The sequence below is a fragment of the Brevibacillus borstelensis genome (assembly GCF_003710865.1).
In the GTDB taxonomy this organism is placed as follows: domain Bacteria; phylum Bacillota; class Bacilli; order Brevibacillales; family Brevibacillaceae; genus Brevibacillus; species Brevibacillus borstelensis.
This window is the reverse complement of sequence record NZ_RHHO01000013.1, coordinates 1-13,545: the sequence shown is the minus strand read 5'-3', so window position 1 is coordinate 13,545 and position 13,545 is coordinate 1. Positions and strand designations below refer to the sequence as shown.

At 51.1% G+C, this 13,545-nt stretch carries 13 protein-coding genes; 5 read left to right on the top strand and 8 right to left on the bottom strand.

Features of this window, described 5'->3' with window-relative positions:
* The 4 genes from EDM54_RS07405 to EDM54_RS07390 all read right to left on the bottom strand — a co-directional run.
* Positions 1–182: hypothetical protein (locus tag EDM54_RS07405; RefSeq protein WP_148040229.1), on the bottom strand; the 182-nt coding region annotated here is incomplete at its 3' end.
* A 6-nt stretch (positions 183–188) separates the two neighbouring features.
* On the bottom strand, positions 189–791 hold the full coding sequence (locus EDM54_RS07400) for a class D sortase (RefSeq protein WP_035979792.1): 603 nt from the start codon (positions 789–791) through the stop codon (positions 189–191).
* 259 nt (positions 792–1,050) lie between these two features.
* Complete coding sequence (locus tag EDM54_RS07395; RefSeq protein ID WP_003388720.1) at positions 1,051–1,413, bottom strand: response regulator; 363 nt, start codon at positions 1,411–1,413, stop codon at positions 1,051–1,053.
* A gap of 188 nt (positions 1,414–1,601) precedes the next feature.
* Complete coding sequence (locus tag EDM54_RS07390) at positions 1,602–2,732, bottom strand: response regulator (protein WP_031932477.1); 1,131 nt, start codon at positions 2,730–2,732, stop codon at positions 1,602–1,604.
* 492 nt (positions 2,733–3,224) lie between these two features.
* On the opposite strand from EDM54_RS07390, the gene EDM54_RS07385 reads away from it, so the two are divergent.
* The 5 genes from EDM54_RS07385 to EDM54_RS07365 are packed head-to-tail and all read left to right on the top strand — an operon-like array spanning position 3,225 to position 10,812.
* Positions 3,225–4,685, top strand: coding sequence for a polysaccharide deacetylase family protein (locus EDM54_RS07385; protein ID WP_003388723.1), 1,461 nt, complete (start codon positions 3,225–3,227; stop codon positions 4,683–4,685).
* Positions 4,686–4,699: 14 nt separating this feature from the next.
* Positions 4,700–6,028, top strand: a complete 1,329-nt coding sequence (locus EDM54_RS07380) for a nucleotide sugar dehydrogenase (RefSeq protein ID WP_003388725.1) — start codon at positions 4,700–4,702, stop codon at positions 6,026–6,028.
* A gap of 26 nt (positions 6,029–6,054) precedes the next feature.
* Positions 6,055–7,911, top strand: coding sequence for a glycosyltransferase (locus EDM54_RS07375; RefSeq protein ID WP_003388727.1), 1,857 nt, complete (start codon positions 6,055–6,057; stop codon positions 7,909–7,911).
* A 39-nt stretch (positions 7,912–7,950) separates the two neighbouring features.
* Entirely contained in the window at positions 7,951–9,717 is a 1,767-nt protein-coding gene (locus EDM54_RS07370) for a polysaccharide deacetylase family protein (protein ID WP_031932476.1), read from the top strand.
* 39 nt (positions 9,718–9,756) lie between these two features.
* Positions 9,757–10,812 carry a glycosyl hydrolase family 18 protein gene (locus EDM54_RS07365; RefSeq protein ID WP_122958001.1) on the top strand — a complete coding sequence of 352 codons (1,056 nt, stop codon included), beginning with the start codon at positions 9,757–9,759 and terminating at the stop codon, positions 10,810–10,812.
* Between the two features lie 109 nt (positions 10,813–10,921).
* Here the strand turns inward: EDM54_RS07365 and kduD are convergent, their stop codons facing one another.
* From kduD to EDM54_RS07345, 4 genes are read right to left on the bottom strand one after another with little or no spacing between them, the layout of a single operon-like run.
* The gene (kduD, locus tag EDM54_RS07360; protein WP_003388730.1) at positions 10,922–11,686 is read right to left on the bottom strand and encodes a 2-dehydro-3-deoxy-D-gluconate 5-dehydrogenase KduD; all 765 of its coding nucleotides are present in this window, start codon (positions 11,684–11,686) and stop codon (positions 10,922–10,924) included.
* A gap of 31 nt (positions 11,687–11,717) precedes the next feature.
* Positions 11,718–12,425: a sulfite exporter TauE/SafE family protein gene (locus EDM54_RS07355; protein WP_024983684.1), complete on the bottom strand. Its 708-nt coding sequence runs from the start codon at positions 12,423–12,425 to the stop codon at positions 11,718–11,720.
* Positions 12,426–12,473: 48 nt separating this feature from the next.
* A complete protein-coding gene (gene def / locus EDM54_RS07350; protein ID WP_122958000.1) occupies positions 12,474–12,992 on the bottom strand; it encodes a peptide deformylase in 519 nt (172 codons plus the stop codon).
* Between the two features lie 2 nt (positions 12,993–12,994).
* Positions 12,995–13,237 carry a helix-turn-helix domain-containing protein gene (locus tag EDM54_RS07345; RefSeq protein WP_003388733.1) on the bottom strand — a complete coding sequence of 81 codons (243 nt, stop codon included), beginning with the start codon at positions 13,235–13,237 and terminating at the stop codon, positions 12,995–12,997.
* Positions 13,238–13,545: the final 308 nt, after the last annotated feature.

The window sequence follows — 13,545 nt, the reverse complement described above, 5'->3', positions numbered from 1 at the left end:
GTCTCTCCGTTCGCTGGCGGGATTTTAGGGCTATCCTCATCCACTGTCACGACTACCGGGTCACCTGTCTCCGCCTGCAATACTCGCACCGTTTCTGCATGGACAACCGCATGTGGCAGGGTCATTTGCACAAGAAGCAAAAAAGCCAACAGAATCAGGTGCAGCTTGTTTCCAATCTTCATGTACTGCTATTTCCCTCCATTCCTCAAAGTTCCTTTGACAATCAAACGATGAGTCGGATTGCGTGGAGGATCACAAGTGATCAAGGTGATTTCCGATTTTCCCCGGCTATTGTCAAGCACCTGGATATCCTCCGGTTTTACGAGAAAAGTGTCGGTGACATAATACTCGAAGTTGCCATTGCCAGATTCGATACGGATAAGATCGCCCTCTGCAAGCTCATTCAGCCGACTGAACTGCTTCCCGTACGTCCAGCTCCTGTGACCGGCAAGCACATAGTTGTTCGCTTCTCCCGGTTTCCGGTCCGGTTCCACTACGCCGATGCCAATCCGAAGCTGCTCTTCTTCGGAACCCGGCAGGATCGGCTCTTCCAAACCGATTTTGTCAATGCTGATCATGCCAAGCACCCCGTCATCACCCGGTTTCTCAACCGAGACAGGAGCTTGGGAAATGGGGGGAGTCGATCCGGTCTGGGTCGCGAGCTGGTTCTTATACTGCTTCCATTCGTTCAATAGCCGCGTTTGTTGCTTCTCCTGCATCCACCTGTCCACGTAAGGGTAGAGAACCAAAACAATGCCTGCACACAGCAGCAGCCAAATCAAGACAGTCACAACGGCTTTCCTTGCAACCGGCAATCCAATAACACTGCCCTCCTTTCCTCTCCTGCTACCTTGAGATTCTTTGCCGCGACATTCGAATTTGCGATCAGCATTTTGGACAGTCGAATTTCGCGTAGATTTGAGTATAAAAAAACGTTCTGAACAATTTCTGAACCTATTTCTACCAAAAATGGATATAATTCCAATATAAAAGAACCCCTCAAATTGCTAGAGGGATTCTCCCCTATTCTTCCTGAAGCTCTATCTGAATTTACAATCCCATCACATTTCGGACGGACCACTCCATTCGTTCTCTCTGCACCGGCTTTGCGATGAAATCCCGGGCTCCCGCCTGGATGGCTTCCAAGACTATATCGCGTTGCATTAATGCTGAACAAATGATGATCTTGGCATTTCGGTCGATCTCCATGATTTTTTTAACCGCACTCAGCCCATCCATCTCAGGCATGGAGATGTCCATCACCACCAGCGACGGCCGATACATGCGGTACTTTTGCACAGCTTCTTGACCTGTCGCCGCTTCCGCCACTACATCAAAGCCCAACGACTCAAATATATTCCACATCATAAACCTCATTAACACTATATCATCGACAATCATGATACTTTTCATTCCATACCTGGTTCTCCTATACGTATTTGCGCGCCTCTTCTATTTTCAAAACAAAAAAGCCCGCTCCTTTTGTAGTCCATTCTGGATACTACAGAACCGGCCTAAACAAATTCTGAACAAGTCCGGCCAGGGCAAAAAAAAACTGAGAAAGGCACACTCCCCTTCCCAGCTTGCTTTCGCCGATGCATTTACTTTCGATTTTTCCATTGCTGATACCATTCTTTTATATGCGGGGGCGCTTCCGCTTCAAATTCTTCCCGGAGCATCTCCCTCATACTGTTATACTGTCCTGCCACCGCTTCACGGTCTCCCAGCACATCGTAGAGCTTCATCAATGAAAAGTACAGCTCCTCCACATGGGGATAGAACCGCTGAATCCGGAGATAGAGGACGATTGCTTTGGAATATTCGCCATTCGCGACGAGAAAGTTTCCGACCTGGCTGGCGAGATTATACCAATCCATTCGGAGCCGTTGGCGCTCACTTTCTGCCCACAAGTAGTCGTATTCTGCAAAGTAGTCTCCTCTGTATAGCTCAAGCAGCCGCGTATAATCGCCAACGCTCTCTTCTGTGAGCGGAGGCAGGCTGCGAAGGCCATTTTCCCATTCATCCACGTCGAGACTGACGTTGTTCATCTCTAACAAATAACCATCGTCACAGTTTATAATCTTGACGCCAATCCTGAGCTGATCCAACGTCTTCCGTATTTGATATACCGTTGTGTACAGCTGGGCATACCCCTTCTTCCAATCCACCTCTTCCCAGAACAAATCCAGCAGCAGGTCTTTGCGGACTGGCTGGCCCCGGCGATGGAGAAAGTAGGAAAACAGTTCCTGAGCCTTGTTCGTCCGCCAGCGGATGGTTTCTGGACCACGACTTTCCGACAGTTCTACCTGAAGAGACTGAAAACAACGGATACACTGTGTAGAGCCAGTTGCCGGGCTATTGTCATCCCTGGACTCCTTCTCCTTTTGTATCCTCATCAACGTTTTTTGCAATCGCTCTTTCTGGACTGGCTTCAATAGATAATCGAGCGCATTCAATTCAAATGCTTTGACGGCATAATCGCCAAAAGCAGTTACAAAAACAATGTCGGTCTCAGGCGAGCGCAGAAGAATTTGCTCCGCCGTCTCGATACCGTTCATCTCCGGCATCTCTACATCCAGAAACACAAGGTCTGGCCTTTTTTTTTGAATCACTTCAAGAGCCTCCCGGGGGTCTTGGAACTTGCCTACAAGCTGCAGGCCTTCTATATTTTGCAGCAATTTTTCCAAGTACCGGAGCGCCATCCGTTCATCATCGATCAGCAACACTCTCACGTTCCCCACTCCCCCTCCTACTCTAATTCTTCTCCTCTCATTTAGGAAAGCGCAGTTCTATGGTAGTCCCCTATGTGGATCGCTTTGATTGGACATTCCCCGTCCGTAGAGCTGCTTCATTCGACGCTCTATGTTCCTCAGGTCAACACTTGGTTGCCCTCTGTCTGAAGATCTTGGTCTGCCTTCCAGGCGGAAGAAGAAAGTCCTTAGCGGCATGGTTATTCATACAAAAAGATGGAGCCGAGTCCAACCCTTGGCTCGATCCCGATTTTCTTTCTATAACAAGCAAGCTTTCTATGTCTTGTTGTATTCTCTCTCTTTTCAGCAATTCCCTTTATTATAAAGCACTCTCGCCGATCGTCGCGTCATCTGCTGCAGAACCGTTGTTTAGAATTTGTACAGACCCGCTCGTTAGAATGGGGCGTTGTCTCTTATAGCAGCCCAAATTTACCAACCCATACAGACAATAACTCTCTCGAAAGGAGTACAAATATGGGAAAGCATCGCATTTTTGCGGGATGCAAAATGTTTGCCGGCATACTCGCTCTGCTAGCGGCACTGACAGTGATGTCGGGTTGCCAGCCAACTTCAAGCGATACCGTCGAAAGTGGTCCCGAGACCGGCTCGCTCGATCAGAAAATTGTTCCTTATCATGGTGAAAAGAGCAGAGCCGTTTCGTATGTGTATACAGCGAGAAAGGAGCTGGCCCTGACCTTTAACGGGATGGGCGACTCCCAAACGATGCGCCGCCTGCTGGATGAATTGGACAAGTTCCAAATCAAGGCCACGTTTTTTCTGCCTGGCATGAGGGTGGCCGAGGAGCCGGACATCGCCAGAGACATTTTGGCCCGGGGCCATGAGATCGAGAATAACACATTGAACCGATTGGATTTGACCAAGCTCAGCTACGAACAAATCTACAAGGAAATTCACCTGGCCAATGAAGTTATTCAGAAAGAAACAGGCGTAAAGCCTCGCTACGTAAGGACAAAATCGGGCGATTACAATGACGATGTTCGGCTGGCGGCTGCCCACCTGGGCATGGATGCCGTCATCCAATACAACATCAACCCGAAGGATTGGGACATGAAGGATGCCCAGGCGATTGGCCACTATGTGGAACGGTACATTTCCCGGGGCGGCATTATTTCATTAAATACAGACAAAAATCCGGAAGTGATTGCCGCCATTGCTCTCATCGCCAAAGCAGCGAAGGAAATCGACTACAAGCTGATTACCCTTGACGAACTGATGAAAAATGGCGGAGAGAGGAAGCCGCTGGAGCAAATACCCGGTTATGACAAAGCCCAAATCAACCTGAATGCGAAAAATCCGGCATACAAGCTCGTTTACAACGTCGACACAAACAAAAAGCAGGTGGCTCTGACCTTCGATGATTGGGGAAGCGACAAGACTGTCTCCAAAATATTGGACATTTTGAAGGAGCACCAGGTTCCCGCAACATTTTTCCTGCGGGCCAACGGCGTCAAGAACAATCCGAACCTGGCCAGAGCAATCCTGGAAGACGGACACGATGTGGCTAATCACACGTACAGCCATCCCGTCATTACCGATATCCCTCCGGAGAAGCTGCAGCAGGAGGTCGTGGAAGCCCATAAAGCCATTACGGAAGCGATTCAGCAGCAGCCTACCATGCTGTTTCGCCCTCCGACAGGAGAAATCAACGACCAGGCAGGCAAGGCGGTGGCCTCGGCCGGTTATCCCATCATCGCCATGTACGACGTCACAACGCTGGACTGGGATGCAAACAACAGCGCGCAGGATATCGTGAACGGCATTATGAGCAAGACAAAACCCGGAAGCGTCATCCTGCTTCACATGCTGGACGACATCCATACGATTGAGGCACTGCCGACCGCGATCGAAGGCCTGAAGAAAAAAGGCTATACCTTTGTCAAAATGGCGGACATGATCGACATGAATTCAAAATAATGGAGATGGACGAAATGGAAGAAGCATTCAGAGTTTATGAGGAAATTGCCGACCGGCAAGGAAAACTCGCTGTCGTCGGCCTCGGCTACGTCGGCTTGCCGATCGCGGTCGCCTTTTCAAAACGGGCAGACGTCATCGGATTCGATGTTAACACGCAAAAAATTGAAAGCTATCGCCGGGGCATTGATGTAACCGGAGATATCGGAGATGCGGCCCTGCGTAGCTGCAGCGTCGATTTCACATCCGACCCGGACAAGCTGGACGGGGTACGCTTCTTCATCGTGGCGGTCCCTACTCCGATCAAGAGCGGCAATGTCCCGGATCTCGCCTATGTCAAAAGCGCCAGCCGCCTGATCGCGAAGAAGCTCTCGCGAGGCGCCATTGTCGTATTCGAATCGACAGTTTATCCGGGAGTGACGGAGGACGTGTGCATTCCGATCCTGGAAGCCGAATCGGGATTGCGCTGCGGAACAGACTTCAAGGTCGGGTATTCCCCGGAGCGGATCAACCCGGGAGACAAGGTCCACCGGCTCGAAAACATCGTCAAGATCGTCTCCGGAATCGATGAAGAAACTGCCGAAGCGGTCGCCAGGGTCTACGAGCTGATTATCGAAGCAGGGGTGTACAAAGCCGAAAGCATCAAGGTTGCCGAGGCCGCAAAAGTAATCGAGAACGCCCAAAGGGATGTGAACATTGCGTTCATGAACGAGCTGTCCATGCTGTTCAACCAAATGGGCATCGATACGAAAGCCGTACTGCAGGCTGCCGCTACCAAATGGAACTTTTTGAAGTTTACCCCCGGACTGGTGGGCGGACACTGCATCGGCATCGATCCGTACTATTTAACCTACAAGGCCGAGGACACCGGGTATCATTCGAAAATCATTCTGGCGGCGCGGCACATTAACGATGGAATGGGGACATACGTGGCCCAGCAGATCATCAAAATACTGGTTCGGATGAAGCTGGATATCAAAAATGCAAGAATCGGGCTGCTCGGCTTGACCTACAAGGAAGATTGCCCGGATATCCGCAACACCAAGGTCACCGATATGATCGAAGAGCTGAGCGAGTACGGCATCACGCCGCTCGTCGTTGATCCGTGGGCGAACCCCGAGCAGGTGTACGAGGAATACGGAATTGAGCTGTCCAGCATGTCTGCTCTCACAGACTTGAATATGATCATCGTCGCGGTACCGCATAGCGACTTCATAAATATGAACAGCAGTGATTTTGCAAACCTTTTTGCTCCTGATCAAGGACCGAAGATCATGGTCGACATAAAAGGCATATACAATCGATCAGACTTTGAAAACAGCGGGTTTTATTACTGGAGCTTGTAAACAAAGGATTGGAGACGGCAACAGTGATGATAAGAAAGAAAAAAGAAATCGTTGAAAAACTTTCTGTTCCGAAAGCAGACCGGCGGACGCTCAACAATGTCCCGGACCCGGATCAAATCCGCGTCACTGCCGATCGCAGGGGGCTCTCGGATTCGCCTGGCGAAAACAGGGACCAGGATTATTTGGACAAGCTGCGGGTGCTGGGCTTGCGCTATTTGGCCGATTTTGACGTGTTGATCCAGGCTCGGAGCGAAGCCGGGAAAACAATCGTCAAAGCCCGGGCTGTCGACATCTCCGCTACAGGCTTGCTGGTGAAGCTGGATGCTGGCGCCGGCAACAGCGTAAAGGTCGGCGATACGGTCAGAATGCGTTTTGAAATACCGGCGGGCACGATGCCGGAGGGCTTTGAGTCGACAGTCAAGATCGATGCCGTAGCAGTCAGGTCAGAGACCGAACAGCAGGAAGACCGCGAAAAGCGGATGGTGGCCTTTCAATTTGCCAAGCCCCTGACAGAGTACTTCCAGAAAAAAAGGTGGGGGTATTCCGTTTACATGGGCAGCAGCATGCTGTTTGTCACAGTGGCCTTCATCATGCTCATGCGCATGGAAAGCTTTATTTACTTCAAATACAACATGTTCTTGTATTTGTACAGCCTTGCTGCGGCCGTATTTTTGCTGACCCGCTATCTATTCGGCGCGCTCTACCGGGATGTGCCCATCAATCCCGACTATACGCCAGGCGTATCCATTATCATCCCCTGCTTCAACGAGGAAGAGTGGATCCGCCGGACGATTATCAGCTGTATGAACCAGGATTACCCGATCGACAAGCTCGAGGTCATCGTCGTCGACGACCGCTCAACAGACAGATCCGTCGAGGAAATCCAAAAGGCAATTGATATGATTCACAGCATGGCCGAACGTTTTGGGACCCGCGAGCGGCTGAAAATGGTTGTTTTGCCCGAAAACCGCGGCAAACGGGAGGCCTTGGTAAAAGGCGTGGAGATGGCCAAGCACGATTTGGTCGTTTTCGTAGATTCCGACAGCTTCCTTGAGCCTACGGCGATCAAGCATCTTGTACAACCCTTCCAGGACCCGCAAATGGGCGGTGTCGCCGGCCGCACAGATGTCGAAAACAAATTCACCAACTCCATCACCAAACTCCAAAGTGTCCGATACTACATTGCTTTTCGTGTCATCAAAGCAGCCGAGTCCTGGTTTGACAGTGTCACTTGCCTGTCAGGCCCGCTGTCCTGCTACCGAAAGGATTTGGTGCTCCAGCATGCCGAAGCGTGGCTGAATCAGAAGTTCCTCGGCCAGCCGGCTACGTTCGGCGATGACCGAAGCATGACGAACTTCATCTTGAAAACCCATCGGACAGGCTATCAGGACGCAGCCATCTGCTCGACGATCGTGCCCTCGAAAATGAACGTCTTTCTGAAGCAGCAGATGCGTTGGAAGCGATCTTGGCTGCGCGAGTCGCTTCGGGCGGCCACGTTCATTTGGCGAAAGGAACCGTTTATGGCGCTGTTCTTTTACATCGGCCTGATCGTTCCGATCGCCGCTCCGATTGTCGTGCTGTACAACCTGGTATATGTCCCTCTCGTCTATCAGATCTTCCCGGGAACATTTTTGATGGGGCTGCTGCTGATGGCGATGCTCATGAGTCTTGCCCATCTGATGTTCCGCAAGAGCAAGCTGTGGGTGTTCGGATTTGTCTTTTGCCTGTATTACGAATTTGTGCTGCTCTGGCAAATGCCTGTCGCCTGGGTAACCTTCTGGAAATCGACTTGGGGCACGCGGGAAACGCCACAGGACGTCGAAGCGAGACTGAAAAAAGAAATGCGTAAGAAGAATAAAAAGAGAATCTGGTTGCCATTTTGATGCAATCGCCACATGATTCTTAGAGTGAGGCTAGCTGAAATGACGCAAGGAAAACAGAACGTAGTCCTTGATTATCGCAAGAAAAATCGCGCGAAAAGGATGAAAACGATCGTGCAGCTCATCCTGCTGCTGGCGGTAGCCATTTTACTTTACCAGACAGTGTTTGACGTCCGAAAATACGCCGAACCGGACAAGACGGCATGGAGCAATCATGACGGTTTTATCGCCCTGTCTTACTTTGGCGTCGGCCGGTCGGGCACGCCCAAACTGGTCGCCAAAAAGCAATTGGACGAGCACCTGAAGGCACTCTACGATCAGGGATATGTCACCATCTCGCAGCAGGATATTCTCGACTTCTATGAAAAAGGGAAGCCGTTGCCGGAGAAAGCGCTGTTCCTCTCTTTTGAGGATGGACGGAACGATTCCAGCCTGTTTGCCCAGCCGCTCCTCGAAAAGTACAATTACAAGGCAACCTTTCTTTCTTACGCAAACAAGATGGGCAACAGCGATCATAAATTTCTCCAGCCCAAAGACATGCTGAAGATGATGAAAACCGGCTATTGGGAGCTGGGCACGAACGGCTACCGGCTGACTTACATCAACATTTTTGACAAACAGGGCCGGTTCATCGGAATGAAAGACGAGACCGAACTTGTAAGCAAGGAACATGTCGAGTATTACAATCACTACTTGATGGACTTCATCCGGGACGAAAACATGATCCCGGTGGAAAACCGCACCGTTATGGAGGAGCGGATCAATCACGACTACAAGGCAATGAAAGACATTTATACGGGCAGTCTCGGTTTTGTCCCGCAGGTCTACATGATCATGCATGCGAATGTTCTGTACGAGGGAATGAATCCGCTCGTGTCCAATGCGAACTCGGAAAACATCAAGCAGCTTTTCAAGATGCATTTCAATCGTGAAGGAAATGCATTCAACGATAGTGAACGAAGCTTGTACGACCTGACGAGGGTCCAGCCCGCACCATATTGGTACACGAATCATTTGTTAATGAAAATTCAGAAGGACACCGGACAGAAAATGAAATTTGTCTCAGGTGACGAACAGCATGCGGACCAGTGGCGTCGAATCAGCGGCGCGGCTGAGTTTATCGACAACCGGATTGCCCTTACCTCACCGCCTGCCGGAGCTGGCATGCTCTACCTGCATGACAGCAACGGCCTCAAGAATGTCGGGCTGACCGCCAAGATCGCGGGGAATGTGGTCGGAAAGCAGATGTTCTACGTTCGCTATGACCGCGAGAAGGATTCGTTTATCCGCGTCACATTTGAAAATAACGAAGTACGTGTCGAGCAGAAAAAACCGGGCCAAGCCGCCCAGCAGGTTTTCACCCAGCCATTGAGCGAAATCCAATGGAAACCGGAAGACCTGTCCTTTGACAAAGCTACCGTCTACTCCAAAGAGCAAACGGCCGCCGGCGCACCATCCGACGAAGGAAAATACCCTGTCAACATCAAACATACCAGGGACGTTGAGATTGTAGTGCAAGAAAACAAATGGAAGCTCGCCATCGACGGGCAAACGCTGCTGGACAATCAGGAGGTGGACAGCGCCATCGGAAACGGCGGTGTGGCGCTCGCTTCGGAATACAGCAAGCAAAATAAAAAGGACGACATCTACGACGGCGTGTTCGACGACGTGCAGATCGTTTCCCTCGAGAAAGAAAACAGCTCTCCGGCTGTTTTGTTCAGCAACAAGCATACCGGTTTCCAAGGAGTCGTTCACCATGTTGAAAAAGCGATTAACGCATCTATCGATTGGGCTATTGATACTTTCTGATCTCGCAGAGGCGGGGACGAGCGCCGAGGGGGAGCACAAGTGAATTTGACAAGCAAGCATGCAATCGCCATCGCTGTATTCATGATTGCCCTCTTGGCCGTCCTCATCTTTGTGATGAAAAGTACCGGTTCAAAGAAGCCCGACCCAAACCAGCCTCATGTGGAGCTATCGGCTTGGCTCGCCGACTGGCAGTGGGGGGACGGCCTGGACGAATTCAGACAAATTACAGAGGGCCTCACCAGCTTGCAGGCCTTCGCCGTGTACTTTGACGACAAGGACAACCTTCACCTCACCGAGGAGCTTCGCGAAGCCTTGCCGCAAATCGTAGAGGCGTCCAAGCAAAGCAGCCTGGTGTATGTGGACCTGACCATCGTAAACGATGTAATTTTAGGGGATGGCACATCAGTTCAAAAAGACCCTGCGCTTGTGACCAGGCTGATGGCCACAGAGCAGAGCCGCAAAAAGCATATCGACAACATCCTGGCTGCCGTCACCAAGTACGATGTTCGCGGAGTGGAGATCGATTACGAAAATATCCGCAGCGAGGATTGGGACCATGTGCTCGCGTTTTATAGAGAGCTTTATGAAAGACTCCGCCCTTTGGAAAAATCGCTGCGAATCGTGCTGGAGCCACGGGCCCCTATCGATAAGCTCAAGCTGCCGGAAGGCCCCGTCTACGTCATGATGGCATACAACCTTTTCGGCAATCACAGCGGACCCAGACCGAAAGCCGATCACGCCTTTATCGCCGATCTGGCCCGCAGGATGGACAAGCTGCCCGGCGAACCCTTCATCGCGTTTGCTGCCGGAGGATTTGACTGGGCGGAATCGGGCAAGGTCGCTTCGGTAACAGAAGAACAGGCAGCAGAGCTGTCGCAGCTAAGCCAAGAGGCTCCCAGGCGCGACGCCGGCAGCGGAAGTCTCTACTTCCACTACACCGATGATAACAACGTAAAGCACACGGTCTGGTATGCCGACCATGTCACCCTGGCCCAGTGGATCGACGATGCGCGTCAGGCCGGATATGAGAAGATCGCCCTGTGGAAGCTCGGAGGCCTGGGGCAGGAAACGCTGAAGGAATTGAATCGCTATTAGGTATCAACCATTGCAAATCAGACTCTCCCATTGACCACAAAAAACCAGACGGCCTGCTGTTCGGGCCGTCTGGTTTTTTCATAGGGCAGAAATCGTTGCTTCTGTCGTTCTATCTGGCCATCCAGCCGCCATCGACAACGAGCACATGACCGTTGACATAGTCGGATGCTTTCGAAGCCAGGAACAAAGCCGCTCCGACCATATCGTCAGGCCTTCCCCATCGTCCTGCCGGAATCCGCTCCAAAATGGACTGCTGGCGTTTGTTGTCATTTCGAATGGCTTCGGTGTTATTCGTCTCGATATAGCCCGGGGCAATCGCGTTCACCTGTACGCCATACCTTGCCCATTCATTGGCAAGGGATTTGGTCAAACCGGCTACCGCGTGCTTGCTCGCCGTATACGCCGGAACAAATACGCCGCCCTGAAAGGAAAGCAGAGAAGCGATATTGATGATCTTGCCCGATCCCCGCTCGACCATCCCTCTGCCGATTTCCTGCGAGAGGATAAACACAGCGTTCAGATTCACATCGATGACACGCATCCATTCCTGTTCGTCGTAATCGACTGCCGGTTCACGGTAAATAATACCCGCGTTGTTGACCAGGATGTCGATACTGTGCTTTTCGAGCACCGGCTTGATTTTTTCCCGAATCTGCGGCACTTCGCCCAAATCAACCAACACCGTTTCGCAGATGCCGCCCGCCTCGTCGATTTTGGCTTTTGTTTCATCGAGATTGTCGCGATGGCCCAGCAGCAGCACATGCGCCCCCGCAGATGCCAGTCCTACCGAGATGGCTTGGCCGATCCCCGTCCGCGCCCCCGTCACCAGGGCTGTCTTTCCTTTTAACGAAAACAGATTCTGAATCATGTCCATACCGCTTCTCCCCTTCTATGACTCGATTTCCTCAGTGGCTCGCCGCAATACTGCTCAAGCCCTCCAGCAGCATATAAACCCCGGTGAACAGCAAGATGACATATGTAAAAATACGAAAGAGCTGCTGGTTAATCCTCTTGAACAAGATCTGGCCGAGAAATAGTCCCAGAAAAACGAGCGGCAGCGCATAACCGCTGGAAATCCAGATCGTGTCTGTCGTTCCGGCAAAGAGGATTTGGACGAGCAGGCTCATCGAATAGATGAACAAATAGAAGGCTAACGTCGTGCCCCTCAGTTTTTCTTTTTGCGTGTCTGTCCCGGAAAAGTATAAAAGCAGCGGCGGTCCAGGCATGCCTATGCTAGTGGTGAGTATCCCCGACAATCCTCCAACGGCGTAATCCCTCGCCTTGGTCTGGTCCATGCGAAGTTTTAGAATCAACAAGACGGTTAAAAGCAGGATGATGATGCCAATGCCAAGCTTCAGCATGCTGATGTCTGCCGTTAAAAAGACGGTGATCCCTATCGGCAGTCCGACCGCACTGCCGACCACAAATCTTTTTAGGATTCCTTTATCAATGTCCTTTTTTATCTTCGTGATAAGCGCGACGGAGATAACAAGCGACAAGAGCAGATTGATTTGAACCGCTTCTTTTGGCTCAAACAGAAGGAGCAGAAACGGTGTCGCCATAAGCGAAAAGCCAAAGCCTGTGCTCGTTTGCAGGACAGAGGCTACCAACATGATCGCAATAAACAGCAGTACCGTACCCGTGACAGTCTCACCTCCCCGCTACATTCCCTGATTGGTCAAGCGAATCACGTCCATGACAGCGACCTTCCGCTTGGTCGCCTCGTGGTACAGCCACTGGTCCCGGACATGGTCTACAAACAGGATTCCATCCAAGTGGTCCACTTCATGCTGGATACAGCGGGCAAGATACCCTTCGGACTCCAGCGTGAATTCCTCTCCCTGCCTGTTCAGGCTCTTTACTTTTACTTGATTGGCCCTTTTCACATATCCCCAATAGCCGGGGAAGGATAAACAGGCTTCCGGTCCGAGCTGTTCTCCGCTCATGGAGACGATCTCGGGATTGATCAGTTCAATCAATCCATCGCCGCAGTCCATGACGACCACTCTTCGCAAAATCCCGATCTGCGGCGCAGCCAGACCGGCTCGGCCGTCAGTGGCGTACAACGTTTCCACCATATCATCCAAAAGCTTGATCGTAGCGGGAGTAACGGGATCGACCGGCTTAGCCTTTTTCCGCAAAATCGGTTCTCCGAACGGCAAAATCTGTTTGCTGGCCATCGTTATGCGCCTTCTTTCTGTTTGGGTGGTGTATGTACCCATAAATCGCTTGGTGTGCATTCCAAAGCTGTGCACAATGCGTCAAGCGTGTCCGCTTTCATCTGTTTGGGTTGACCGGTCAGCAAGGCGCTGATGGAGGCAGCCGACAGACTGTACCCCGCTTTTTCTTTCAAAAGCCTCGCCAAAGCTGCGCCTGTCCAGATTCCTCTCTCCGCCATTACTTTGCGTAGCATCCATACAAGCATCTTGATCGCTCCTTATTGGAATATCCGTTATGAACCGGCAGTTAATAAATTAAGGTATTACCTAAATAATTAAGGTGTAACCTACTATATCACAAAGCAATGCTGAATCAAACCCTTTCGCTTTGTAGAGTAGAGAACTGAAACTTTCGGGCGACCGTATGGTCGCCTTGCTCATTTCAGCTCCCCCTCATCAAACCGTACGTGAGGTTTTCCCTCATACGGCTTTCCGATGTTCTTCTTTCTTTGGCATTCGGCTTACTTTATCCGGCTAATTTCAATAAACTACCCTGCGTGTTTTGTATGACCTT